Raw genomic sequence first — 24194 nt, 5'->3', positions numbered from 1 at the left:
AATATTCAGCTCCTCAGAGCGACGCCGATTTCGTCAAGGACCTTGCGCAGGGCCCGCAGGTCGCGCCAGGCGAGCCGCTTCTGGGCCGGCTGGCGCAGCAGATAGGCGGGATGAAGCGTCGCGAGGGCGCGGATGGTGCGCCGGCCGGTGTCGTAGTCGAACCACTTGCCGCGCGTGCGCAGGATGCCCTCTCGCACCCCGAGCAGCGCCTGGGCCGACGGGCCGCCGAGGCAGACGAGCACGTCAGGATCGCACAGCTCGATCTGGCGCTCGATGAAGGGGCGGCAGATCGCTGCCTCCTGCGGCGTCGGGGTGCGGTTGCCGGGCGGACGCCACGGCACGATGTTGGCGATGTAGACGCTGCTGCGGTCGAGGCCGATCGCCGCCAGCATCCGGTCGAGCAGCTGTCCCGAGCGGCCGACGAAGGGCTTGCCCTGGATGTCCTCCTCACGCCCCGGCGCCTCGCCCACCAGCATCACGCGGGCGCCCGGCGTGCCGTCGGCGAAGACGAGATTCTTGGCAGTCGCCTTGAGCGCGCAGCCGTCGAAGGCCGCGAGTGCCTCGCGCAGCTCCTCGAGGCTTGTCGCCGCGCGCGCCGTGGCCCGGGCGGCGAGCGCCGTCTCGTCCGCCGAGGCCGTTGCATCGAATGCCGGCGCGGCTGCGGAACTTGCCTGAGCCGGTTGCCGTTGGACCGGGGAAACGGCAGGCGTGCCTGCCGGCGAAGCGGCCGGCTGGGGCCGGTCCGGCTCGGCGAAGCGGTTGTGCGGCGTCTCGTCGATGGCCAGATCGACGCCGGCCTCGACATAGAAGTCGAGGAGCGCCTCGAGGGCTGCCTCGCGGGCTCCAGGCTCGGCGGACGGGTGCGACATGCGTTTATTCTAAAGGCCGCGCCGGTGCCTTGCCAGTGCCGGATCGCCGCCGTCCTCCGCTTCGACAGGTCGCGCCCGCAGTGCAACATGCAGTCTGGAACGGCTCGAAGACTTCGCGTATCGATGATTGCGAGCCGTGAACTTTTGTTTGTATACAAACAAAAATCCGCAAAGGTGCCGATAGACCGAGGAGAGGCCTGATGGATCTGCCCGAACGGGAGAGGATGGACTACGACGTCGTGATCGTCGGCGCGGGCCCTGCCGGCCTCGCCGCAGCGATTCGCCTCAAGCAGCTTGCTGCCGAGGCGGGGCGGGAGGTGTCGGTCGTCGTCGTCGAGAAGGGCTCCGAGGTGGGAGCCCACATCCTGTCGGGTGCCGTGATCGACCCGATCGGCCTCGACCGGCTGCTGCCCGACTGGCGCGAGGATCCCGACCGGCCGCTGAAGACGCAGGTCAGCACCGACCGATTCCTCTATCTCGGCCCCGCCGGCGGCGTCAGGCTGCCCAACTTCATGATGCCGCGGCTCATGAACAACCACGGCAACTTCGTCGGCTCGCTCGGCAACGTGGCGCGCTATCTGGCTGCGCGGGCCGAGGCGCTCGGCGTCGAGATCTATCCCGGCTTCGCCGCGGCCGAGGTGCTCTACGGTGACAGGGGCGAGGTGGTCGGTATCGCCACCGGCGACATGGGCATCGGCCGAGACGGCAAGCCGAAGGCCGATTTCACCCGCGGCATGGAGCTGCGCGGCAAGTACACCCTGTTCGCAGAGGGCGCGCGCGGCTCGCTGTCGAAGCAGCTCATCAAGCGCTTCTCGCTCGACGAGGGGCGCGAGCCGCAGAAGTTCGGCATCGGGCTCAAGGAGCTGTGGCAGATTCCGCCGGAGAAGTTCCAGCCCGGCCTCGTGCAGCACACCTTCGGCTGGCCGCTCGACAACGGCACCGGCGGCGGCTCCTTCCTCTACCACTTCGACGACAACCTGGTTTCGATCGGCTTCGTCGTCCACCTCAACTACTCGAACCCGACGCTGTCGCCGTTCGACGAGTTTCAGCGCTTCAAGACCCATCCTATGATCCGTGGCATGCTGGAGGGCGGCAAGCGCATTGCCTATGGCGCGCGCGCCATCACGGAGGGTGGCTTCCAGTCGGTGCCGAAGCTCGTGTTCCCCGGCGGGGCGCTCATCGGCTGCTCGGCGGGCTTCGTCAACGTGCCGCGCATCAAGGGCTCCCACAACGCCATCCTGTCCGGCATGCTCTGTGCCGAGCACGTCTTCGCTGCGCTCGGCGAGGGGCGTGAGCACGACGAGCTCACCGGCTACGAGACCGGCTGGCGCCGCTCGGACATCGGGCGCGACCTGCATAAGGTGCGGAACGTCAAGCCGCTGTGGTCGCGCTTCGGCACCATGGTGGGCGTCGCGCTGGGCGGCATCGACATGTGGACGAACGAGCTCTTCGGCTTCTCACTGTTCGGCACGCTCGGCCACGGCAAGCCCGACCACGCGAGCCTGAAGCGAATCGACGAGGTCAAGCCCATCGTCTACCCCAAGCCCGACGGCGTCGTGTCCTTCGACAAGCTCTCGTCGGTCTTCCTGTCCAACACCAACCACGAGGAGGACCAGCCGGTTCACCTCAAGCTGGCCGATCCCGCCATCCCGATCGAGCGCAACCTGCCGCTCTACGGGGAGCCGGCGCGCCTCTACTGCCCGGCGGGGGTCTACGAGGTGGTGTACGACGACCCCCAGGCGCGCACCAATCCCCGTTTTGTGATCAACGCGCAGAACTGCGTGCACTGCAAGACCTGCGACATCAAGGATCCGGCCCAGAACATCAACTGGGTCACGCCCGAGGGTGGCGGCGGGCCCAACTACCCGAACATGTGAGGGGCGGGCGCCGGCCGGGCCATCGCACCTCGGCCGGCGGCTGCCGATTGCCGCGCCGCTATTGCCGATGCACCGCAAAAAGGTCATGTTGCATGGTGATACAAGAGACGCCGCGCCTCCCGGCCAGCGGCGCAAGAGCGGCAAGAGACACGTGACCCACATGACCTTCCGGCGCCTCTCGCGCATCGCCATTTCGGCTTGCTGCATCTTTTCCGTCATGGCCTTCGGGCATCCGGGCACGCTCTCGGCCAAGGCCGAGGATGCGGATCTTCTCGACAGCCTGCCGGGTCCGGCCGAGAGCGCCGCGGGCAACTATCTTGCCGCTGTCGTCGCCGGGGCAGCGCGGGACACGCGGGCGGCTGCGCTTTACTTCCGCGAGGCGCTGCGCGACGACCCCAACAACCCTGAACTTCTGGAGCGCGCCTTCGTCGCCCTTCTGGCGAACGGCGACATGCAGGAGGCCTTCTCGGCCGCGCGCCAGCTCCTCAAGCGCGATTCCAGCAACGGTCTCGCCCGCCTCGCCCTTGGCGTCGAGGCCATCAAGGCCCGCCGCTATGTCACCGCGCGCAAGTATCTTGGCAGCGGCGGCCGCGGCCGCGCGGCCGACCTGACGGCGACGCTGCTGACGGCCTGGTCCTGGGTGGGCTCCGGCGACCTTCGCCGCGCGCTCGACACGGTCGAGCGGCTCAAGGGCGAAACGTCCTACAACGTGTTCCGCGACTATCACGCCGGCCTCATCGCCGCCGTGGGCGGCAATCGCCGCGAGGCCGAGAACCGGCTGAAGGCGGCCTACGACGTCGAGCGCACGACGCTGCGCGTCGTCGACGCCTACGGGCGGCTGCTGTCGGTGCGCGGCGAGACAGAGGAGGCCCGGCGCGTCTACGAGGCCTTCGACCGGCTGCTGCCGCGCAATCCCATCGTGCAGGATGCGCTGAAGCGCCTCGACGCGGGCCAGACCCTGCCTGCGCTGATCGCCAACACCCAGGAGGGGGCGGCCGAGGTGCTTTACGGCCTCGGTGCCGCCGGCAACAGCCAAGGCGACGAGATCGCGGCGCTCATCTACCTGCGCCTTGCCACCTTCCTAGCCCCGAAGCACGAACTCGCCATCGTCACGCTCGGCGACATGCTGGAGCGGCTCAAGCAGTATTCCTCGGCCATCGAGGTCTTCGACACGATGCCCGCAGATTCGCCGCTGCGGTCGAGCATTGACATCCAGATCGCCATCTCGCTGGAGCTGATGGGCGAGAAAGACAAGGCCCAGAAGCATCTGGAGGAGATGATCGAGGCCAACCCCGGCGACGTGGAGGCGTTGATCGCGCTCGGCAACCTCCTGCGCTCGCGCAAGGAGTTCGCCGAGGCCGCCAAGATCTATACCCGCGCCGTCGAGGCCATCGGAACGCCCGACCAGTCGCGCTGGACGCTCTTCTACTTCCGCGGCATCGCCTACGAGCGGTCCAAGGAGTGGCCGAAGGCCGAGGCCGACTTCAAGAAGGCCCTGGAGCTCGCCCCCGAGAGTGTCGGCAGCGACCGCGCGCTGGTGCTCAACTATCTCGGCTATTCGTGGGTCGACCGGCACATGAATCTCGAAGAGGCCTTCGAGATGCTGAAGCGGGCAGTCGAGCTCAGGCCGCGGGACGGCTACATCGTCGACAGCCTCGGCTGGGCCTACTACCGCCTCGGCCGCTATGACGATGCCGTGCGCGAGCTGGAGCGCGCCATCGAGCTGCGCCCGGCGGATCCGACGATCAACGATCACCTCGGCGACGCCTATTGGCGCACGGGCCGCAAGCTCGAGGCGAAGTTCCAGTGGAACCACGCCCGCGATCTCGGCCCTGAGCCGGAGGATCTGCCGAAGATTCTCGAGAAGATCGAGAAGGGCCTGCCGGACGAGGACAAGCCGGCGGCGGCCGAGGCAGTCGAGAAGCCGCAGAACGGCGGGTGAGAACACTCCCCCGCTTGGTGCCGCCTCTGCAACTCCCCCGCGCGACGGATGGGGAGGGGCCGGCAGCGCCGTCCGCAATCCTCATCTTTAAACGAGAACCGGCTGCGGTTCGCTAGTCGCCGATGTCCCTGCCGCCCAGTCCGTACTCCGCCGGCGCCGGCCGTCTTCTCGTCGAGCGCGCACCGGCCAAGGTCAACCTCTCGCTCCACATCATCGGCCGTCGGGCGGATGGTTACCACCTGCTCGAAAGCCTCGTGGCCTTCGCCGGCTGCGGCGACCGCCTTTCTCTTGATCCCGGCCGGCCGCTCGGCCTTACGGTCTCCGGTCCGGGCGCTGAGGCCGCGGGGGCAGGGCCGGACAACCTCGTGCTGCGGGCGGCGAACCATCTCATGGCGCGGCGGCCGGGGCTCGTCGCCGGCCATTTCCATCTCGACAAGCGCCTGCCTGTCGCAGCCGGGCTCGGCGGCGGTTCGTCGGACGCGGCCGCAGCCCTGCGCCTCATGGCGCGCCTCAACGGCCTTGACCGCAACGATCCCGCCATCCTGGCCGCGGCTGCCGCGACGGGGGCGGATGTGCCCGTCTGCCTCGACGGCCGGGCGCGGGTGATGGCCGGCATTGGCGAGAGACTGTCGCCGCCGCTCGCCCTGCCACCGCTGTTCGCCGTTCTCGTCAATCCCCGCGTACCGCTGGCGACGGCTGACGTCTTCCGCAGGCTCGGGCTTCCTCCCGGCGCTATGAGGGATGCGGCGCCGCAGCCGGCGACGCCTGCCGGCGGATGTGACGGGAGCGAGGCTCTCGCCGTGCTCGCCAGGGCGCGCAACGATCTCGAGCCGCCGGCGAAGGCACTGTCGCCGGCCGTCGCGGAAGCGCTCATCCTGATGCGGGATCTGCCGGAGTGCCGCCTTGCCCGCATGTCCGGCTCGGGCGCGACCGTGTTCGGCCTGTTCGACGACTGCCGCGCCGCCACGCGCGCGCGCCGGCTGCTGGCGGCAGCGCGCCCTACGTGGTGGGTGCGCGCGACGGTGCTGCGCTAGCGGGTCAGTAGGCGCGGGCGATGCAGAAGTCCACTGCGTCGAGGAGAGCCCGCTTCATCGGCCCGTCCGGGAAGACTGACAGCGCCTCGCAGGCCGCATCGCCATAGGTACGGGCCCGCGCGATCGTGTCCTCGATGGCGTGGTGGCGGCGCATGATGCGCTGCGCCTGGGCGAGGTCGTCGTCGCGCACGTCCCCCTTCTCGAGCGTGCGCTGCCAGAAGGCACGCTCCTCCTCGTCGCCGCGGGCGAGCGAGAGCACGACCGGAAGGGTGATCTTGCCCTCGCGGAAGTCGTCGCCGACGTTCTTGCCGAGACTGGCGCTGGAGCCGCCGTAGTCGAGCGCATCGTCGATGAGCTGGAAGGCGATGCCGAGGTTGGTGCCGTAGCTGCGGCAGGCGGCCCGCTCATGGGCGGGGCGCCCCGCCAGGATGGGTCCCACCTCGCAGGCGGCGGAGAAGAGCGCGGCCGTCTTCGCCTCCACCACAGCGAGATAGCCCTCTTCGGTCGTCGAAAGGTTCTTGGCCGCCGAGAGTTGCCACACCTCACCCTCGGCGATGACGGCGGCCGCATCGGCGAGCACGGCGAGCGCGTCGAGCGAGCCGACCTCCACCATCATCTTGAAGGCCTGGCCAAGCAGGAAATCGCCGACGAGCACGCTCGCCTCATTGCCCCACAGCATGCGGGCTGCGAGCTTGCCGCGGCGCATGTCGCTCTCGTCGACCACGTCGTCGTGCAGCAGCGTCGCCGTGTGCATGAATTCGACGCTCGCAGCGAGCTTGACGTCGCCGTCACCCTCGTAGCCGCAGAGCTGGGCGGTGGCGAGCGTGAGCATGGGGCGCAGGCGTTTTCCGCCGGACGAGATGAGATGGTTGGCGACTTCGGGAATGAGCGCCACATCCGAGCCCATCCGCGACAGAATCAGCTTGTTGACGCGGGCCATGCCGGGGGAGACCAGCGCCACGAGCCTGTCGATACCGGTCTGCTCCTGAGCGCTTTCCTCCATGGGGACGACGACACCCACGCTCTCTTCCTCCAACTTGACGCCACCAGCAGCCGCGACAAATAGCGATATTTGCTGCACCTTGCACGCACCAATGACGAGCCGCAACGGGCTGGATTGCCGCAAGGCCGGCACCACGCGGCCGCGGGCAGGGGAAGGCGGGGATGAAGGAACTCTTGCGCACGAATGACATCGTCCTTCTCGGCGCCGCCGAGGCGCTGCTCCGGGCAGCGGAAATTCCCTGCTTCGTGGCCGATACGCATATGAGCATCCTCGAGGGATCGATCGGCGCCTTCCAGCGGCGGCTGCTCGTGGCAAATGATGATGAGACGAGGGCGCGGCAGCTTCTCTCGGACGCGGGCTTTGGAGCAGAGCTGCGCAATGCGTGACGGGAAATGCCCCGCTCACGGGGACGTGACCGAAGATGCGCTGCTCGACGGGCGCGTGCGGCTGGTGCAGCCACGACGGGGCCACCGTGCCGGGTCCGACGCCGTGCTGCTGGCAGCCGCCTGCGGCGAGGCCGATGGGGAGACAGTGGCGGATTTCGGCGCCGGCGTGGGCGCCGTCGGCCTGATGGTGGCGGCGCGTCACCCGTCATGCCGCGGTGTACTGGTGGAGAACGATCCCGCGCTGGCCGCCCTCGCGCGGCGCAATGTCGCGCTCAACGGTCTCGCCGACCGCTTCAAGGTCTGCGAGGCGGACATCCTCGCGCCGGCGTCTATCCGTCGGCAGGCGGGGCTGGAGGCCGGCTCGGCGGGGCTTGTGGTGACGAACCCCCCCTTCTGGCCGGCGGGGCGGGTGCGCACATCGCCCGATGCCGGGCGCCGGGCGGCGCATGTCATGGCCGACGAGGCCCTGGACGGGTGGGTGCGCGCCGCGGCCGACGTGCTCGCGCCGGGCGGGCGTCTCGTCCTCATCCACCGCGTCGACGGGCTCGCGGGGCTTCTCGCCACCCTTGCAGGCCGCTTCGGCGACATCGCGGTTCGGCCGGTTCATCCCCGTTGCGACAGGCCTGCCGTGCGGCTGCTCGTGGCAGCGCGCAAGGGCAGCCGCGCGCCGCTGCGTCTTATGCCGGGCTTCGTGCTCAACGGACCGGACGGCCGTTTCACGCCCGAGGCGGACGCCGTGCACAGGGGCACGGCGTCCATCGCGATGGAATGACGCTCACCGCCTCGGGCGGCAGATGCGGCGCGGCCCCCAATCCGTGAAGACGGTGCGGCAGACGACGCGCGAGCGTGGGGGTGGCGGGCCCCAGTGGCGGCCGCGCCAGGGGTTGCCGCGCCAGTGGCGGTGGTGGTGCCGCGGCGGGGGGCCCCAATGACGCCGCGGCGGGCCGTGGTACTGCACCCTCTCGATGTCAGTCGCCGTGGCGAGCCGGGCGGCGTCCTGCGACGCGGCGAGCGGGCTCGCCGCAGCCGGCTGGGCGGCAGCGAGGCCGATGAGGCCCGCCAGCAGAGCGCCTGCACAAATCCTGCTCGTTCGGAACATCACTTCCTCCTTTTCTCGCCTGCTCCGGAGAGCCTGCGGCGAAGTACGCGGGATCATCGGCGATGGCAGATGAACCTGAGATGTATGAACAACGCCGGCGGGCGCGCCTTGTTTCCCGCCTTGTTTCCCCCCGGGGGGCGGCTATGCTGGCGGCCCGGTTCGCGATCCCGCAGGTGTCATGGTTTCAGCGCCCCTGTTCATGAGACGCTTCCTGCCTGCGCGCTTCCGCGCCCGGCAGCCGCTGGTGCCGGTCGTGCGCCTGCAGGGCACCATCGGAATGCCGATGCCGCTGCGCTCGACGCTCACGCTGGAATCGGTGGCGCGGTCGCTCGAAACCGCCTTCGGCTTCGGTGACGTCGCGGCGGTGGCCATCATCGTCAACTCGCCGGGCGGCTCGCCGGTGCAATCGCATCTCATCATGCAGCGGGTGCGTGCGCTGGCCGACGAGAAGGGCGTGCCGGTCTTTGCCTTCGCGGAGGACGTGGCCGCGTCGGGCGGCTACATGGTGCTGCTGGCGGCGGACGAGATCTTCGCCGACAGCTTCTCGCTCGTCGGTTCCATCGGCGTCGTTTCGGCCGGTTTCGGCTTCGACAGGCTCATTGACCGCCTGGGCATCGAACGGCGCGTCTACACGGCCGGGGACCGCAAGATGATGCTCGATCCCTTCCGGCCCGAGCGGCCGGAGGACGTGGCGCGCCTCAAGGACATACAGGCTGAGATCCACCGCAGATTCATCGCCATCGTGAAGGAGCGGCGCGGTGCCCGCCTGACCGGCAGCGACGAGGAGCTGTTCTCGGGCGCGTTCTGGTCGGCGCAGGAGGCGCTCGATCTCGGCATCATCGACGGCATCGGCGACCTGCGTTCGGTGATGCGCCAGCGCTTCGGCGAGAATGTGCGGCTGCCGCTCGTGGCCGACAGGCGCTCGCTCTTTCCCCGTGGGCTGCTGGGCAGGGCCGGGGCTTCCGCCCTCCTCGACCCCGTCGAGGTCATCGCCGCGCTCGAGGAGCGAGCGCAGTGGGAACGCTTCGGCCTCTGACACCTCAGCGGTCGCGGCAGACCACCGGCTCGCCGTAGCCGGCATAGACGACGCGGATCGGCTTGAGGCAGGGCGCCGCCTGGGGCGCGCCGGGGCGGGAGGCGGCCGGTGTGCCGGCCGCCTCCGTCCTCGTCGGGGTCCGTCCCATGGCGCTGACGGCAAGAGGCGTCAGGGCCGCCGACAGCGCGGCGAGGGCGGTGATGGCGAGCAGGGTGCGCATGGTGTGTCCCCCGATCAGAGGTGGATCAGCGCCGAGGGAGCGGCTGGCAGGCGTACCAGAGGGCGTGTCCGTTGCGGTCGTAGACGACGCGCAGCGGCATGCCGCAGCTTTCGTCGACATTCACGGGCTGGATCTGCGGGGGCCGGCGCGGTGGCACGCGCCCGTTGCAGTTGGCGCCCGGCGTGCAGTTGGAGCTGTTCACGTGGGTGAGGCGATCCTGCGCCATGATGCGCCGGTAGATCGCGTGATCGTCGCCGCCTTCGCCGGAACCGGCCTGGCCGCCGGCACCCCCGGCGCCGCCACCGCCACCGCCACCGCCCTGCCCGCCGGCCGACTGGGCGAGGGCAGGGGAGGCTGCCGTGAAGGCAAATGCCCCGACGGCAGTGGTGGCGAGGGAGAGGGCGAGCATCGCAGCCCGTGTGGCTTTCGTCATCGTGGTCATGGCCGTTCTCCTGTCTTCCCGGCGGTTCGTTCCGCCTATGACAGGAGCATGCCGAGCAACGCCCGACGGCGATGTGCGCGGCTGCACGCGTTGGCAACGAGCGCAAGTTTGCGGATGCTGTCCTCAGGCCAAGAGGAAGCCGTTGACTTGAAGGGCCCGACGGCTAGGTTGCCGCGAGCCCGCCTGCGGGCGGATGGATGATCTCGATGAAGGGGCGGCGATGAGTGCGGCCGAACGGATGACTGATAGCCACATGAGCCCTGCGCGGTCCTTCCAGGGGCTGATCCTCACCCTGCAGCGCTTCTGGGCGGAGCGCGGCTGCGTCATCCTTCAGCCGTACGACATGGAGGTCGGCGCCGGGACCTTCCACCCGGCGACGACGCTCCGGGCGCTGGGGCCCAAGCCCTGGCGCGCCGCCTACGTGCAGCCCTCGCGCAGGCCGAAGGACGGCCGCTACGGCGAGAACCCCAACCGCCTGCAGCACTACTACCAGTTCCAGGTGATCCTGAAGCCGAGCCCGAAGGACCTGCAGGATCTCTACCTGCAGTCGCTCTACGCCATCGGCATCGATCCGGCGCTGCATGACATCCGCTTCGTCGAGGACGACTGGGAAAGCCCGACGCTCGGCGCCTGGGGCCTCGGCTGGGAGTGCTGGTGCGACGGCATGGAGGTGAGCCAGTTCACCTATTTCCAGCAGGTGGCGGGCTTTGAGTGTGCGCCCGTGGCCGGCGAGCTGACCTATGGCCTCGAGCGCCTCGCCATGTACGTGCAGGGCGTGGAGAACGTCTACGACCTCAACTTCAACGGTGGCGAGGGGGAGGACAAGGTCACCTACGGCGACGTGTTCCTGCAGGCCGAGCAGGAATATTCCCGCTACAACTTCGAGCACGCCGACACCGAGATGCTCTTCCGCCACTTCCGGGACGCGGAGGAGGAGTGCCGCCGTCTCATCGCCGCCGGGACGGCGGGCGAGAACGACCCGGACAAGCGCCACAAGCTCGCCCTGCCAGCCTACGACCAGTGCATCAAGGCGAGCCACGTCTTCAACCTGCTCGACGCCCGCGGCGTAATCTCGGTGACGGAGCGCCAGAGCTACATCCTGCGTGTGCGCGAACTCGCCAAGGCCTGCGGCGCCGCCTGGCTGGCGACGGAAGGCGGCGGGGCGGCCTGAAGAGGCGCGTCGTGACATCTTTCGCCGTGATGCTGGACACCATCCTTCGCACCCAGCATACCAAGCACTGAAACCCCGGCTCCTCCCGCGGGAGGGGCATGACAGGCGCTCGATCCATGCCCGACCTTCTCCTCGAACTGTTCTCCGAAGAAATTCCCGCCCGTATGCAGCGCAAGGCGGCGGAGGATCTGAAGAAGCTCGTCACGGACGCGCTGGTCGAGCGCGGCCTCGTCTACGAGGGTGCCAAGGCCTATGTGACGCCGCGGCGGCTCGCCCTGCAGGTCGTCGGCCTGCCGGCGCGCCAGCCCGACGTGCGCGAGGAGAAGAAGGGCCCGCGCGTCGGCGCGCCCGAGGCCGCCGTGCAGGGGTTCCTGAAGAGTGCCGGCCTCGCCTCGCTCGACGAGGCGAAGATCGTCTCCGATCCCAAGAAGGGCGAGTTCTACGTCGCCGTCATCGAGCGGCCGGGGCGCAACACGCCCGAGGTCATCGCCGAGATCATGCCGGACGTGATCCGCAATTTCCCCTGGCCGAAGTCGATGCGTTGGGGCAAGGCCTCGGCAGAATCCGGCTCCCTGCGCTGGGTGCGGCCGCTGCACTCCATCCTGTGCACCTTCGGCGCCGAGACGGAGATGCCGGACGTGGTGCGCTTCCAGGTGGGCGGCATCGTCTCCTCAGACGTGACCTTCGGCCACCGCTTCATGGCGCCGGGCCTCATCCTCGTGCGCCGCTATGCCGACTATGTCGCCTCGCTGGAGCAGGCCAAGGTCGTGCTCGACCTCGACCGCCGCAAGGACATCATCCTCAACGAGGCCAGGAACCTCGCCTTCGCGCAGGGGCTTGAGCTCGTCGAGGACGAGGCGCTGCTGGAAGAGGTGGCAGGCCTCGTCGAGTGGCCGGTGGTGCTGATGGGCTCGTTCGACGAAGCTTTCCTCTCGGTGCCGCCGGAGGTGATCCGCGCCACCATCCGCGCCAACCAGAAGTGCTTCGTGCTGCGAGACGCCAAGACCGGCAAGCTCGCCAACCGCTTCATCCTCGTCGCCAACGTCGAGGCCAAGGATGGCGGTGCCGCCATCGTCGCCGGCAACGGCCGCGTGGTGCGCGCCCGCCTGTCGGACGCCAAGTTCTTCTGGGAAACGGACAAGCGCATCAAGCTGGAAGAGCGGCTGCCAAAGCTCGATTCGATCGTCTTCCACGAGAAGCTTGGCACCCAGGGCGAGCGCGTCGCGCGCCTCGTGGCGCTGGCGCGCGAGCTTGCGCCGATCGTCGGGGCCGATCCCGCCAAGGCCGAGCGGGCGGCGCGCCTCGCCAAGGCGGACCTCGTCAGCGAGATGGTCGGGGAATTCCCCGAGCTGCAGGGTCTCATGGGCCGCTACTACGCCGCCGAGCAGGGTGAGGACCCCGCCGTCGCCGCCGCCATAGAGGAGCACTACAAGCCGCAGGGCCCGTCCGACCGGGTGCCCGACGCGCCGGTGAGCATCGCGGTGGCCCTCGCCGACAAGCTCGATACGCTCGTCGGCTTCTGGTCAATCGACGAGAAGCCGACGGGCTCCAAGGATCCCTACGCGCTGCGGCGCGCCGCTCTCGGTATCATCCGGCTGGTGCTGGAGAACGGTGTGCGGCTGAGGTTGCTGCAGTTCCTCGACGACCTCGTCGTCGTCGGCAAGCTGACATCGACCTACGAGCTGCCCGCCGGCACGCCGAAGGTCTCGACGCTGCAGGACCTGCTCGCCTTCTTCGCCGACCGCCTCAAGGTCTACCTGCGCGACAAGGGCGCGCGGCACGACCTCATAGACGCCGTCTTCGCGCTCGAGGGGCAGGACGACCTCGTCCTCATCGTCCGGAGGGTCGAGGCGCTCGGCCGCTTCCTCGACACGGAGGACGGGCGAAACCTGCTCGCCGGCTACAAGCGCGCCGCCAACATCCTGCGCATCGAGGAGAAGAAGGATGGGCGCACCTATGACGGGGCGCCCGATCTCACGCTCATCGCCAAGGCCGGACAGATCGAGGAGAAGGGCCTCGCGGTGGCGCTGGACGCGGCGCGGCGTGATGCCTCGGCCGCTGTCGCGCGCGAGGATTTCGAAGGCGCCATGCGGGCGCTTGCGGCGCTGCGGCCGGCGGTCGACGCCTTCTTCGACAAGGTCACCGTCAACGCCGAGGATGCCGCCCTGCGCGAGAACCGGCTGAAGCTGCTGAACGCCATCCGCGAGGCGACCCGCGAGGTGGCGGACTTCTCCCGCATCGAGGGCTGACAGCCCAGGGCCGGAACAGCCGGCGATTGCGGGGCGTTGCCTGGCGGGACGCGACTTCGCGCCCGTCAGGAGAGCGTCATGATCGCCAATCTCGTCGTCATCCAGCCGCTGGTGGCCCTCATCGCCGGCGTGCTGATCCTCATAGTACCGCGCCTGCTCAACTACATCGTGGCGCTCTACCTCATCGTCGTCGGCATCCTCGGCCTCTTCGGCGGGCGGCTGTGATCAGGCTGGGCTGCGGCGCGGCGTGACGAGAAAGACGCCGCCCGCGATCAGGACGAGGCCGGCGAGCATCGCGAGCGTCACCGTCTCGGCGAAGAGGGCCACCGCGATGGCGACGCCGAAGCCGGCCGCGACATAGCCGATCTGGCTGAGATAGACTGGCCCGGCAACACGCTGGAGCTGGAAGTAGAGCACGTACATCACTGCCGAGACGCCGACCTGGGCGGCGACGAGCGCGCCCGCCTCGCTCGTCGGGCCGAGGGCGAGGAGGTGCGCGCCGTTGGCAGTGACGAAGGGCGACAGCCACAGCGCAGCTGCCAGCAGCATGGCGGCGGCGAGCGCGAGCGGCGCCGAGCCCTTCGGCCAGTAGAGCGTGCGGTGCACGTTGCCGAAGGCGACAGAGAGCGGCACGAGCAGGGCGGCAAGCAGCCAGGCGGGCGACGTGCCGTCGGCCCGCGCCATCATGTTGGCCACCACGAGGGCCGTGCCGAAGCAGCCGAGCACCAGGCCCGCGACCCGCCTCGCCGAGGGGGCGTCGAGCCGGACGGAAACGGCAAGCGCATAGGTGATGAGCGGCGACAGTGCATAGGGCACGGAGGCATAGGCCGCGCCGGCGCGGGCTGCCACCTCGAAGCCGATGTAGTTGGGCGCCGCGACGGCGAGGAGGCCGGCGAGCGCATAATAGAGCAGGTGCTCCCGCGTCAGTGCCGGGCGCTCCCCGCGGGCGAAGGCGAGGACGAGCAGCACGAGCCCTGCACCGAGAGCCATCCAGAAGGCGAATTCCGGCCCCGCGATGCCGAGGGTGGCGGCCGCCTTGGCGAGATTGACCGTGAGGGCGATGAGAAAGCCGACGCCGACGAGCAGTGCGAGAGCCATGGGCATTGAGGGTTCCTCATCCGGCGCTGCTGCGCGCCCTTGCACCGCGCGGCACCTGGCGCCAGAATATCTTTAAGTCAATAATCTTGAATTCAATATAATTGTCAAGCGGACGACTTGCGATGGACGAGACGATCGGGCCGGAGCGCGCGGAGCGCATAGCGGAACAGTGGCGGCGGGAGCGGCCGGACATCGATCCTTCGCCGATGGTGCCCCTCGGCCACCTGTCCCAGGCGGCGCAGCTTCTGTCCGAGCGGCTGGGGGCGGTGTTCCGCCGGCACGGCCTCGGGCGGGGGGATTTCGACGTGCTGGCCTCGCTGCGCCGCGCCGGGGCGCCCTACGCGCTGACGCCCACGGCCCTGTGGTCGCAGCTCATGCTGACCTCCGGCACCATGACGAGTCGGCTCGACCGGCTGGAGAAGAACGGCTTCATTACGCGCGAGCCCTCGCTGCAGGACCGGCGCGCGGTGATCGTCCGCCTGACGCAGAAGGGGCTCGCCACAGTCGATGCGGCCGTGGTGGACCATGTCGCCAACGAGCGGCGCATCCTGTCCGTCTTCTCGCCGCAGGAGGTCGAGCAGCTGTCGCAACTGCTCGCGCGCCTCATCGTCTCGCTCGGCACGACGGAAGAAGAGGAGGGGGGCTGCGGCGACAAGACGCGCAACGGCGATTCCGCGGCAAAATCGATTTGATCCGGGGCGACAGGAACCGCCTCGCCGTTCGGTGCATTGCCTTTTGCGGCCGGATGCGCCAAGCCTTCAGCGCCTGTGCTGCAGGCGCGAAGAAAATGACCACGAACGGGGTCGGTGATGACTAAATGGGTCTACACCTTCGGCGATGGCAAGGCCGAAGGCGAGGCGGGGATGCGTAACCTGCTTGGGGGCAAGGGCGCCAACCTTGCGGAAATGTCGAACCTCGGGCTGCCGGTGCCGCCCGGCTTCACCATCACCACCGAAGTCTGCACCTATTATTACGACCACGACCGCAGCTATCCCGAAGATCTTCCCGCCCAGGTCGAGGAGGCTCTCGCCCACGTCGGCCGCCTGACCGGGAAGACCTTCGGCGATGCCCGCAACCCGCTGCTCGTCTCCGTCCGCTCCGGCGCCCGCGCGTCGATGCCGGGCATGATGGACACCGTGCTCAACCTCGGCCTCAACGACGTGACGGTCGCCGCCGTCGCCGCCGCGTCCGGGGACCAGCGCTTCGCCTGGGACAGCTACCGCCGCTTCATCACCATGTATTCGGACGTGGTGCTCGGCGTGGAGCACCACCATTTCGAGGAGGCGCTGGAGGACTACAAGGCGCGCAAGGGCTACGAGCTCGACACCGACCTCCTGGCCGAGGACTGGCAGGTCCTCGTCGCGCGCTACAAGGAAATCGTGGCGAAGGAGCTGGGCAAGCCCTTCCCGCAGGATCCCAAGGAGCAGCTGTGGGGCGCCATCGGCGCCGTCTTCGGCTCCTGGATGAACAACCGCGCCATCAAGTACCGCGAGCTGCACGGCATCCCGGCCTCGTGGGGCACGGCTGTCAACGTGCAGGCCATGGTCTTCGGCAACCGCGGCGAGACCTCGGCGACCGGCGTGGCCTTCACTCGCAACCCCTCCACGGGCGAGAAGGAGCTCTATGGCGAGTTCCTCATCAACGCCCAGGGCGAGGACGTGGTGGCGGGCATCCGCACGCCGCAGGACATCACCGAGAAGGCGCGGATTGCCTCCGGCTCCGACAAGCCGTCGATGGAAAAGGCGATGCCGGAAGCCTACGCCGAGCTGGTGCGCATCTACGAGCTGCTCGAGCGCCACTACCGCGACATGCAGGACCTCGAGTTCACCGTCGAGGAAGGCAAGCTGTGGATGTTGCAGACGCGCTCGGGCAAGCGCACGGCCAGAGCCGCCCTCAAGATCGCGGTGGATCTCGCCAATGAGGGGCTGATCACCCGTGAGGAAGCGATCACCCGCATCGACCCCATCGCGCTCGACCAGCTCCTGCACCCGACCATCGACCCCAAGGCCGAGCGACGCGTCATCGCCACGGGACTGCCGGCCTCGCCAGGCGCGGCCTGCGGCGAGATCGTCTTCTCCTCGGAGGAGGCGGAAGAGGCCAAGAAGGCCGGCCGCAAGGTCATCCTCGTGCGCATCGAGACGAGCCCCGAGGACATCCACGGCATGCACGCTGCCGAGGGCATCCTGACGACGCGCGGCGGCATGACCTCGCACGCTGCCGTCGTCGCCCGCGGCATGGGCAAGCCCTGCGTCTCGGGCGCCGGGTCCATCCGCGTCGACTACCGCGCGGGCGTGATGCTGGCCGCCGGCCAGACCTTCAGGAAGGGCGACATCATCACCATCGACGGCGCCACAGGGCAGGTGCTCGCGGGCGAGGTGAAGATGCTCGAGCCCGAGCTCTCCGGCGAGTTTGCCACCCTCATGGGCTGGGCAGACAGCGTGCGCCGCATGAAGGTGCGGGCCAATGCCGAGACGCCTCTCGATGCCAAGACCGCGCGCAGCTTCGGCGCCGAGGGCATCGGCCTGTGTCGCACGGAGCACATGTTCTTCGAGGGGGACCGCATCATCGCGGTGCGCGAGATGATCCTCGCCGACGACGAGGCCGGCCGTCGCGCCGCCCTCGCCAAGCTCCTGCCGATGCAGCGGGCCGATTTCATCGAGCTCTTCACCATCATGCAGGGCCTGCCGGTGACGATCCGCCTGCTCGATCCGCCGCTGCACGAGTTCCTGCCCCACACCGACGCGGAGATCGCCGAGGTGGCGGCCCGCTTGAAGGTGGATGAGGACAAGCTGCGCCGCCGCGCCAGCGAGCTGTCCGAGTTCAACCCGATGCTCGGCTTCCGCGGCTGCCGCCTTGCCGTGCGCTATCCCGAGATTGCGGAGATGCAGGCGCGCGCCATCTTCGAGGCGGCGGTCGAGGCGGGCAAGCGCACAGGCGAGCCGGTGGAGGTCGAGGTCATGGTGCCACTCGTCATGACGCGGGCGGAACTCGACCTCGTGAAGGGGCGCATCGATGCCATGGCCGAGGCAGTGAAGGCCGAGACGGGCGTTGCCGTGTCCTACAAGGTCGGCACCATGATCGAGCTGCCACGGGCGGCGCTGCGCGCCGGCGAGATCGCCGAGACGGCGGCGTTCTTCTCCTTCGGCACCAACGACCTCACGCAGACGACGCTCGGCATCAGCCGGGACGACGCCGCATCCTTCCTCGGCGCCTACACGGCCGGCGGCATCCTGCCCGCCGATCCGTTCGTGACGCTCGACCAGGAGGGTGTTGGCGAGCTCGTCAAGCTCGCCGCCGAGCGCGGCCGCGCGGTGCGGCCCGACCTGAAGCTGGGCATCTGCGGCGAGCATGGCGGCGACCCCGAATCGATCCGCTTCTGCGAGGGGGCCGGGCTCGACTATGTCTCCTGCTCGCCCTACCGCGTGCCGATCGCCCGCCTCGCGGCGGCCCAGGCGGTCCTCGGCAAGAGGGCTGCGAGCCAGGCCTGACGTGTCATGGCGCAGGGCAAGACGGCGAAGGGGCGCAGCGGCCGGGCCAGGAAGGCCAGGCACCGCCCTCTCACAGAAGCCGTCTCGCCCAGGCGGGCCAAATGGCGGCGGCATCTGGCGATCCTCTATTTCGGGGACAGCCGGCCGAGCTTCTGGTTCCGGATGGGGCTCATCGGCTTCGATGCCGTCACCATCCTCTATTTCCTGATCGCGACCGTCATCTACCCGGAGGGCGACCGCCACTGGATCGACTATCTCGTGGCGGCGCTCCTGACCCTCGACTATGCGGCGCGCATGGCGATCGCGCCGACGCCATGGCGCTTCCCGTTGCGTGGCGCATCGCTCATCGATGCGCTCGTCATCTTCTCGCTCGTCGTGCCGGTGCTGGCGAACAACTTTGCCTTCCTGCGCCTGCTGCGCATCTCGCGCTTCCTGCAGTCGCCCTACATGTCGCGCGAGATCGCCGCGGTCTTCCCGGCCTATCGCGAGAACGAGGAGGCGGTGAGGGCCGGCGTGAACCTCGCCGTGTTCATCCTGATGATCACCTCGGTCGTCTTCGTGTGGGAGTACGGCCGCAACCCGCGCATCAACAACTATCTCGACGCGCTCTACTTCACCGTCTCCACGCTGACGACGACCGGCTTCGGCGACATTGTCATGACGGATACGGTGGGCCGGGTGCTGACCGTGGTCACCATGGTCGTCGGCGTGGCGCTGTTCGTGAACCTGGCGCGCGCCATCTTCCGGCCGGCCAAAGTCTATCATGTCTGCCCTGCGTGCGGACTCGAGCGGCACGACGCCGACGCAGTGCACTGCAAGCACTGCGGGCGCGTGCTCAACATCGCCTCGGACGGCTTTCCCGACTGAGAGCCGCTTTGGCACAGCCCGCCCGGCGCCGCTTAACCCTCTCTCAACGTTACGACGCGATAACCTTGTCCGAGAGGGACGGGCGTTTGCCTGTGGCGTAGCCGCAACGCTCCCCGTCCCGCCGATGGTCGAGAGCGGCGTTGGGTGACATGCGTTTGCGTCGTGTACGTTGGCGGCGGTCGAGATTGGGCTGGATCTTCGGCACCGTCGCGCCGTGGGCACTGGCCGGCGGCATGCTTGTCTCGTTCACGGCGACCGCGGGGCAGGACCTGTCGAGCGGCATCAGCGCCGCCCCGCTCGCGCCCATCGTCGCGCCCAGGCTTGCCACCCTCGTGCCGTCTTCGGCCGCGCTTGGCGAGGCGCTGATGCGCGGCCCGGCCGGCGGCGCCGGCGAGCTGTTTGACATCGCCGCGCTCGACCACCTGTCGGAGCCAGATCCGGAGGCTGCCCTCGAGGCGCCGCCGCGCGACGAACTGAAGGCGCGTCCCCCTGCCTTTCCCGAAGTGGACCGCACCCTCAAGGGTGACCCGCCGGTGCCCCTGCGGCCCAGTCTCAGCCGTCTCGGCCGCAGCGAGCGCGAGACGCGCGCCAGCATGCTCTCGCGCATGCTGCTGTCGCGCGACGAGCGCCTGCTGCCGCCCACCCTCCTCATGCCGGGCGACCTCGAAATCCCGTCGCCGGACGACATGGCGGCCTTCGAGCCGTGGTCGGACGATGACACGATGACCGAGCGCTCCTTCGCTCCCGGCTCGCCGCCGGTCGCGGCAAGCGTCGGCACGGGTGTCACGCTCGCGGACGGGGCAACCCCCGCCGTCTCCCGCGCCGAGAGCCTCGCCTCCGCCACGCCGGCGCCCGCCGACGCGACGCCCATGCAGATCGCCGGCGCGCCCGTGTCCTATACCGCCGTACGCATCGGCGACGGTGTCTCGGCGATGGAGAAGAACCGGGAGCGCCCGCAATACGCCGATCTCATCGACCCGCAGCGGATGTCGAGTGAGCAGCGCTGCCTCGCCGAGGCCATCTATTTCGAGGCCCGGGGCGAGAGCGAGGCCGGGCAGGCTGCGGTGGCCCAGGTGGTGCTCAACCGTGTACGGTCGGGCCTCTATCCTTCGACTGTCTGTGGCGTCGTCTACCAGAACCGCCACCGCTACAAGGCCTGCCAGTTCTCCTTCGCCTGTGAGGGACGCGCCCTGCGTATCACCGAGGCCGCCGCGTGGCGGCGGGCGGTACGCATCGCCCGCGAGGTCACGGAAGGCACGACCTATCTCGCCGACGTGGGCGGGGCGACGCACTACCACGCCAACTACGTGCGTCCCTACTGGGCCAAGCGCCTGAAGAAGATGGATGTCATCGGGCGCCACGTCTTCTACCAGCTCCGGCCCGGCCAGCGCTGAGCCCCGGCTTTACCTTAACGAAGCGTTGTCGTTGCACCGGCGGCGCTTTCGGCCTTTCGTTGCGTGCGGGAAAGCGCAACGGGCGCCATACCCGGCCGGAGGCGTCGATGATCGTGCATGTGAGAATTGCGGCTCTCGCCGCGTGTCTGGTCGCCGCGCCGGGCGCGGCCCTGGCAGGCGGCTTCTACAGCGATGGCTGCCACCGCTGCGTCCATGGGGAATGGCCCGTTGCCGCCTGGCGCGGCGGCGGCGCAAACGTCCGCTATTCGGGCGGCGTGGTCTTCGCCAGGGACTATTGGCCGGCGCGCCGTCACCATGTGCACCGCCACTATTACGGGCAGCGCATCGTCACGAAATCGGCGCTGCCGCCGCCGCGGGTCATCTACGGCCCGCGGTAGCCGCAGGCGCGCCGGTCAGGGCGCGCCGCCCACGGCGATATCGAGCCCGATGTCCAGCACCGGCGCCGAGTGGGTGAGGGCGCCGACCGAGATAGCGTCGACGCCGGTCTCGGCAATGGCGCGGACGGTCGACAGGTCCACGCCACCCGAGGCCTCGGTGCGCATGCGCCCGCCCACCATGGCGACCGCCTCGGCCAGCATCGCGGGCGGCATGTTGTCCAGCATGACGACATCCGCCCCTTCCTCGATCACTTCGGCAAGCTGCTCGAGCGTATCGACCTCGATCTCGATCTTCACGAGATGGCCCGCAGCGGCCTTGGCCGCACGCAGCGCAGGCCGCACGCCGCCCGCGACAGCGATGTGGTTGTCCTTGATCAGGATGGCATCGTCGAGGCCGAAACGGTGGTTGAGCCCGCCGCCGCAGGCGACGGCATATTTCTCGAGCGCCCGAAGCCCCGGCGTTGTCTTGCGCGTGTCGCAGATGCAGGCGCGCGTGTGTGCCACCTCGGCCACGTAGGCGGCCGTCAGAGTCGCGATGCCGGAGAGGCGGCCGACAAAGTTGAGCGCCACGCGCTCGGCGGCCAGGATGGTGCGGGCCGGTCCCTCCACCGTGGCGAGGGCGTCTCCGGCGCGAAGCGCCTCGCCGTCCTGGCGGTGGGCGGTAAAGCGGATGCCCCCGTCCATCAGGCGGAAGGCGGCTTCCGCCGCCTCGAGCCCGGCGAGGCGGCCGTCCCGGCGCGCGACGAGCTGCGCCCTCGCGCGGCGGTCTGCGGGAATGCAGGCGGCGCTCGTGATGTCGCCGGTCCGGCCAAGATCCTCGGCGAGCGCGGCACGCACGATGTCGGCGAGAAGCAGGGGGTTGCCGAAGTGCATCGATGAGGTTCCTCGTTTGTGCGTCAGCCTGCCTGCCGCAGCCGCGGCTGCAGGGCATCCTCGAGCGCGTTGATCGTCGTCAGGGTGCGCTGCGCCGGGCCGGCAAAGGGCCTGTCGGCGCGGTAGTGGCCGCCGCGGCTCTCCTGGCGGAGCAGCGCCGCGGCGGCGATCAGGAAGGCGCAGTCGGCCATGGTCGCGAGGACGGGATCGGCGCCCGTGCGCATCGCGCTGATCTCGGCGAGCGCTGCCGCCAGCCCCTGGCCGTCGCGGACCACGCCGACATGGTCCTGCATCGTCCGGCGCAGGGCGGCGACGCCGGCCGGGTCGGCCTGCGGCGCTGGGGCGGAGGGCAGGTCAGCCATGGTAGCCTCGGCCGGCCCGCCCGCGTCGCGCAGGGTGCGTGCAACGTCCTGCGCCGTCCGGGCGCCGAAGACGACGGCCTCGAGCAGGGAGTTGGAGGCGAGGCGGTTGGCGCCGTGAACGCCGGTGGCGGCCACTTCGCCCACCGCCCAGAGGCCGGGCAGGCTGGTGCGCCCCCACAGATCGGTGGCGACGCCGCCCATGTGGAAATGGGCGGCGGGCGCGACGGGCAGAAGATCACGGGTCGGGTCGAGCCCGGCGGCGATGGCGGCCGCATGGACGGTCGGGAACCGCCCGGCGAACTCAGGGCCGGGTGCGGTGCGCGCGTCGAGGAAGGCCCCGTCGCCCCCGAGGATGGCGGCGTGGACGGCGCGCGCCACGACATCGCGCGGCGCAAGGTCGAGCGCCGGATGCGCGCCCTGCATCAGGCGGCGCCCGTCGCGGGTCACGAGCACGGCACCGTCTCCGCGCAGCGCCTCGGTGGCGAGCGGAGCGGGGTCGCGGCCAACGTCGAGGGCAGTGGGGTGGAACTGCACGAACTCCGGGTCCGCGACGAGTGCGCCGTGCCGTGCCGCCGCCGCGAGCCCCGCCCCCACCGCGCCGGGCGGGTTGGTGGTGACGGCATAGAGGCCGCCAATGCCGCCGGTGGCGAGCACGGTGGCCGGCGCCGTGACGGCGAGGCCCGGCCCGCCGTCGCGCGCGCGGAAGGTCGCCCCGCGCACGCGTCCGCCTGCGAGCGTGAGGTCGTCAAGCAGATAGCCCTCGATGACCGTGACTGTCGGCGTGCGGCGTATGGCCGCGATGAGCGTCTGGACGATGGCGAGGCCGCTGCGGTCGCCATCGACGGCGAGCACGCGGGCACGGCTGTGGGCCGCCTCGCGCGAGGGTTTCAGCCGGCCGTCGCCCGACCGGGCGAAGGGCACGCCGAGCGCGACGAGGTCGTCGATGCGCGCCGGCGCCTCGGAGCAGAGGATGCGGGCCGCTTCCTCGACGACGAGGCCGGCGCCGGCAGCAATGGTGTCGGCAAGGTGCAGGTCCGGCGTATCGTCGGCGCCGATGGCCGCGGCGATGCCGCCCTGCGCCCAGGACGACGCAGCGCCGTCGCCGAGGGGGTGGGGCGAGACGAGAATGACTGGCAGCGGAGCGAGCTTCAGCGCCGTGAAGAGGCCGGCCAGTCCCGCCCCGACGACGAGGACGGGGCCGCTCACTGGACGACCGCAGAGGGCTTGCCGGCCAGCGCCACCATGCGCTCGACGGCGCGGCGTGCCCGCGCGGCAAGCTCCGGTTCGACCGTGACCTCGCCGCTCATGTCCCGCAGGCAGGCGTAGATCTTCGGCAGGGTGATGCGCTTCATGTGCGGGCAGAAGTGGCAGGGCCGCACGAACTCGACATCCGGCACCTCGGCCTCGACGTTGCTCGCCATCGAGCACTCGGTGACGAGGACGACACGGCGCGGGCGCTCGCGCTTGACCCAGTCGATCATGTGCGCCGTCGAGCCGGCGAAGTCGGCGGCGGCGACCACGTCCGGCGGGCATTCGGGGTGGGCGATGATGCGCACGCCCTCGTGGATCTCGCGCAGGGCGCCGATGTCCTCGGCGGTAAAGCGCTCGTGCACCTCGCAGGCGCCGTGCCAGGCGATGATCTCGACCTTCGTCTGCGCCGCGACATTGGCGGCGAGGTAGCGATCGGGCAGGAAGATGACGCGCGGGGCGCCGAGGCTCTCGACCACATCGAGGGCGTTGGAGGACGTGCAGCAGATGTCGACCTCGGCCTTCACAGCGGCGGAGGTGTTGACGTAGGCGACGACGGGCACGCCCGGATAACGCTCGCGCAGCAGGCGGATGTCCTCCGGCGTGATCGATTCTGCCAGCGAACAGCCCGCCTCCCGGTCAGGGATCAGCACGGTCTTGTCCGGGTTCAGCAGCTTCGCCGTCTCGGCCATGAAATGCACGCCGCACTGCACGATGACGCGGGCCTCGATGCGGGCCGCCTCGCGCGCGAGCTGCAGGGAATCGCCCACGATGTCGGCCACGCAGTTGTAGATCTCGGGCGACTGGTAGTTGTGGGCGAGGATGACGGCGCCGCGCTCCCGTTTCAGGTCGTTGATCGCCTTGACGTAGGGCGCATGGAGCGGCCACTCGGCAGGCGTGACGATGTGGCGCACGCGTTCGTAGAGATGGGCCGTGGCGCGCTCGACTTCGGGCGTGAAGGCAAGCGGCGCGTCTTGGCCATTTGGCCCATGGAGCGCGACTTCCGCGTGCATGGCACTTCTCCTTATATGCTCAAGTTGAGCATATTGATGGTACACAAATAGACCGCTGAGGCGGTCGTGAATTTGCTCATATTGAGCATAACTATATTAACAGAAACCGCCTGCAGTGGCCAGCT

General features: G+C 69.5%; 23 protein-coding genes. 14 read left to right on the top strand and 9 right to left on the bottom strand.

What is annotated here, in order from left to right; genetic code table 11:
• Positions 1 to 5: 5 nt before the first annotated feature.
• Positions 6 to 869 carry a uracil-DNA glycosylase gene (locus HNQ73_RS10595; protein WP_183334807.1) on the bottom strand — a complete coding sequence of 288 codons (864 nt, stop codon included), beginning with the start codon at positions 867 to 869 and terminating at the stop codon, positions 6 to 8.
• Positions 870 to 1069: 200 nt separating this feature from the next.
• On the opposite strand from HNQ73_RS10595, the gene HNQ73_RS10590 reads away from it, so the two are divergent.
• From HNQ73_RS10590 to HNQ73_RS10580, 3 genes are all read left to right on the top strand, one after another.
• Complete coding sequence (locus HNQ73_RS10590) at positions 1070 to 2746, top strand: electron transfer flavoprotein-ubiquinone oxidoreductase (RefSeq protein ID WP_244650091.1); 1677 nt, start codon at positions 1070 to 1072, stop codon at positions 2744 to 2746.
• A gap of 160 nt (positions 2747 to 2906) precedes the next feature.
• Positions 2907 to 4688, top strand: coding sequence for a tetratricopeptide repeat protein (locus HNQ73_RS10585; RefSeq protein ID WP_183334967.1), 1782 nt, complete (start codon positions 2907 to 2909; stop codon positions 4686 to 4688).
• Positions 4689 to 4810: 122 nt separating this feature from the next.
• The gene (locus HNQ73_RS10580) at positions 4811 to 5722 is read left to right on the top strand and encodes a 4-(cytidine 5'-diphospho)-2-C-methyl-D-erythritol kinase (protein ID WP_183334806.1); all 912 of its coding nucleotides are present in this window, start codon (positions 4811 to 4813) and stop codon (positions 5720 to 5722) included.
• Between the two features lie 4 nt (positions 5723 to 5726).
• Here HNQ73_RS10580 and HNQ73_RS10575 read toward each other — a convergent pair whose 3' ends face one another.
• Positions 5727 to 6743: a polyprenyl synthetase family protein gene (locus HNQ73_RS10575; RefSeq protein ID WP_183334805.1), complete on the bottom strand. Its 1017-nt coding sequence runs from the start codon at positions 6741 to 6743 to the stop codon at positions 5727 to 5729.
• Between the two features lie 143 nt (positions 6744 to 6886).
• Between HNQ73_RS10575 and HNQ73_RS10570 the strand changes: the two genes are divergently transcribed.
• Positions 6887 to 7111, top strand: a complete 225-nt coding sequence (locus tag HNQ73_RS10570) for a putative signal transducing protein (RefSeq protein ID WP_183334804.1) — start codon at positions 6887 to 6889, stop codon at positions 7109 to 7111.
• Positions 7112 to 7136: 25 nt separating this feature from the next.
• Positions 7137 to 7883 (top strand): tRNA1(Val) (adenine(37)-N6)-methyltransferase, encoded by a 747-nt coding sequence (locus HNQ73_RS10565; protein ID WP_244650089.1) that lies wholly within the window; start codon positions 7137 to 7139, stop codon positions 7881 to 7883.
• Between the two features lie 3 nt (positions 7884 to 7886).
• Here HNQ73_RS10565 and HNQ73_RS10560 read toward each other — a convergent pair whose 3' ends face one another.
• Complete coding sequence (locus HNQ73_RS10560; RefSeq protein WP_183334802.1) at positions 7887 to 8210, bottom strand: hypothetical protein; 324 nt, start codon at positions 8208 to 8210, stop codon at positions 7887 to 7889.
• 178 nt (positions 8211 to 8388) lie between these two features.
• On the opposite strand from HNQ73_RS10560, the gene HNQ73_RS10555 reads away from it, so the two are divergent.
• On the top strand, positions 8389 to 9246 hold the full coding sequence (locus HNQ73_RS10555; protein WP_183334801.1) for a S49 family peptidase: 858 nt from the start codon (positions 8389 to 8391) through the stop codon (positions 9244 to 9246).
• Positions 9247 to 9250: 4 nt separating this feature from the next.
• Here the strand turns inward: HNQ73_RS10555 and HNQ73_RS10550 are convergent, their stop codons facing one another.
• Both HNQ73_RS10550 and HNQ73_RS10545 read right to left on the bottom strand, forming a co-directional pair.
• A complete protein-coding gene (locus HNQ73_RS10550) occupies positions 9251 to 9466 on the bottom strand; it encodes a hypothetical protein (protein WP_183334800.1) in 216 nt (71 codons plus the stop codon).
• 25 nt (positions 9467 to 9491) lie between these two features.
• Entirely contained in the window at positions 9492 to 9908 is a 417-nt protein-coding gene (locus HNQ73_RS10545) for a hypothetical protein (protein WP_183334799.1), read from the bottom strand.
• 253 nt (positions 9909 to 10161) lie between these two features.
• On the opposite strand from HNQ73_RS10545, the gene HNQ73_RS10540 reads away from it, so the two are divergent.
• The 3 genes from HNQ73_RS10540 (at position 10162) to HNQ73_RS10530 (ending at position 13553) form a co-directional block, all read left to right on the top strand.
• On the top strand, positions 10162 to 11079 hold the full coding sequence (locus HNQ73_RS10540; protein ID WP_183334798.1) for a glycine--tRNA ligase subunit alpha: 918 nt from the start codon (positions 10162 to 10164) through the stop codon (positions 11077 to 11079).
• 116 nt (positions 11080 to 11195) lie between these two features.
• Positions 11196 to 13328 carry a glycine--tRNA ligase subunit beta gene (gene glyS / locus HNQ73_RS10535; protein WP_183334797.1) on the top strand — a complete coding sequence of 711 codons (2133 nt, stop codon included), beginning with the start codon at positions 11196 to 11198 and terminating at the stop codon, positions 13326 to 13328.
• 78 nt (positions 13329 to 13406) lie between these two features.
• Complete coding sequence (locus HNQ73_RS10530; RefSeq protein WP_183334796.1) at positions 13407 to 13553, top strand: DUF3096 domain-containing protein; 147 nt, start codon at positions 13407 to 13409, stop codon at positions 13551 to 13553.
• On the opposite strand, the gene HNQ73_RS10525 is transcribed toward HNQ73_RS10530, so the two are convergent.
• Positions 13554 to 14432, bottom strand: coding sequence for a DMT family transporter (locus tag HNQ73_RS10525; RefSeq protein ID WP_183334795.1), 879 nt, complete (start codon positions 14430 to 14432; stop codon positions 13554 to 13556).
• Between the two features lie 116 nt (positions 14433 to 14548).
• Between HNQ73_RS10525 and HNQ73_RS10520 the strand changes: the two genes are divergently transcribed.
• The 5 genes from HNQ73_RS10520 (at position 14549) to HNQ73_RS10500 (ending at position 20573) form a co-directional block, all read left to right on the top strand.
• Positions 14549 to 15118 carry a MarR family winged helix-turn-helix transcriptional regulator gene (locus HNQ73_RS10520; RefSeq protein ID WP_183334794.1) on the top strand — a complete coding sequence of 190 codons (570 nt, stop codon included), beginning with the start codon at positions 14549 to 14551 and terminating at the stop codon, positions 15116 to 15118.
• A 117-nt stretch (positions 15119 to 15235) separates the two neighbouring features.
• Positions 15236 to 17914, top strand: coding sequence for a pyruvate, phosphate dikinase (ppdK, locus tag HNQ73_RS10515; protein WP_183334793.1), 2679 nt, complete (start codon positions 15236 to 15238; stop codon positions 17912 to 17914).
• Positions 17915 to 17920: 6 nt separating this feature from the next.
• Positions 17921 to 18781: a potassium channel family protein gene (locus tag HNQ73_RS10510; protein ID WP_183334792.1), complete on the top strand. Its 861-nt coding sequence runs from the start codon at positions 17921 to 17923 to the stop codon at positions 18779 to 18781.
• A 185-nt stretch (positions 18782 to 18966) separates the two neighbouring features.
• Positions 18967 to 20175 carry a cell wall hydrolase gene (locus tag HNQ73_RS10505; RefSeq protein ID WP_183334791.1) on the top strand — a complete coding sequence of 403 codons (1209 nt, stop codon included), beginning with the start codon at positions 18967 to 18969 and terminating at the stop codon, positions 20173 to 20175.
• 107 nt (positions 20176 to 20282) lie between these two features.
• Positions 20283 to 20573 (top strand): hypothetical protein, encoded by a 291-nt coding sequence (locus HNQ73_RS10500; RefSeq protein ID WP_183334790.1) that lies wholly within the window; start codon positions 20283 to 20285, stop codon positions 20571 to 20573.
• Positions 20574 to 20588: 15 nt separating this feature from the next.
• Here the strand turns inward: HNQ73_RS10500 and nadC are convergent, their stop codons facing one another.
• From nadC to nadA, 3 genes are read right to left on the bottom strand one after another with little or no spacing between them, the layout of a single operon-like run.
• A complete protein-coding gene (gene nadC, locus HNQ73_RS10495) occupies positions 20589 to 21446 on the bottom strand; it encodes a carboxylating nicotinate-nucleotide diphosphorylase (RefSeq protein ID WP_183334789.1) in 858 nt (285 codons plus the stop codon).
• A gap of 23 nt (positions 21447 to 21469) precedes the next feature.
• Complete coding sequence (locus HNQ73_RS10490; RefSeq protein WP_183334788.1) at positions 21470 to 23014, bottom strand: L-aspartate oxidase; 1545 nt, start codon at positions 23012 to 23014, stop codon at positions 21470 to 21472.
• A complete protein-coding gene (gene nadA, locus HNQ73_RS10485; protein ID WP_183334787.1) occupies positions 23011 to 24069 on the bottom strand; it encodes a quinolinate synthase NadA in 1059 nt (352 codons plus the stop codon). The genes HNQ73_RS10490 and nadA overlap by 4 nt, the downstream gene beginning before the upstream one ends.
• Positions 24070 to 24194: the final 125 nt, after the last annotated feature.

The sequence above is a fragment of the Chelatococcus composti genome (assembly GCF_014201415.1).
GTDB lineage: Bacteria > Pseudomonadota > Alphaproteobacteria > Rhizobiales > Beijerinckiaceae > Chelatococcus_A > Chelatococcus_A composti.
This window is presented reverse-complemented; position numbering and strand designations above follow the sequence as displayed.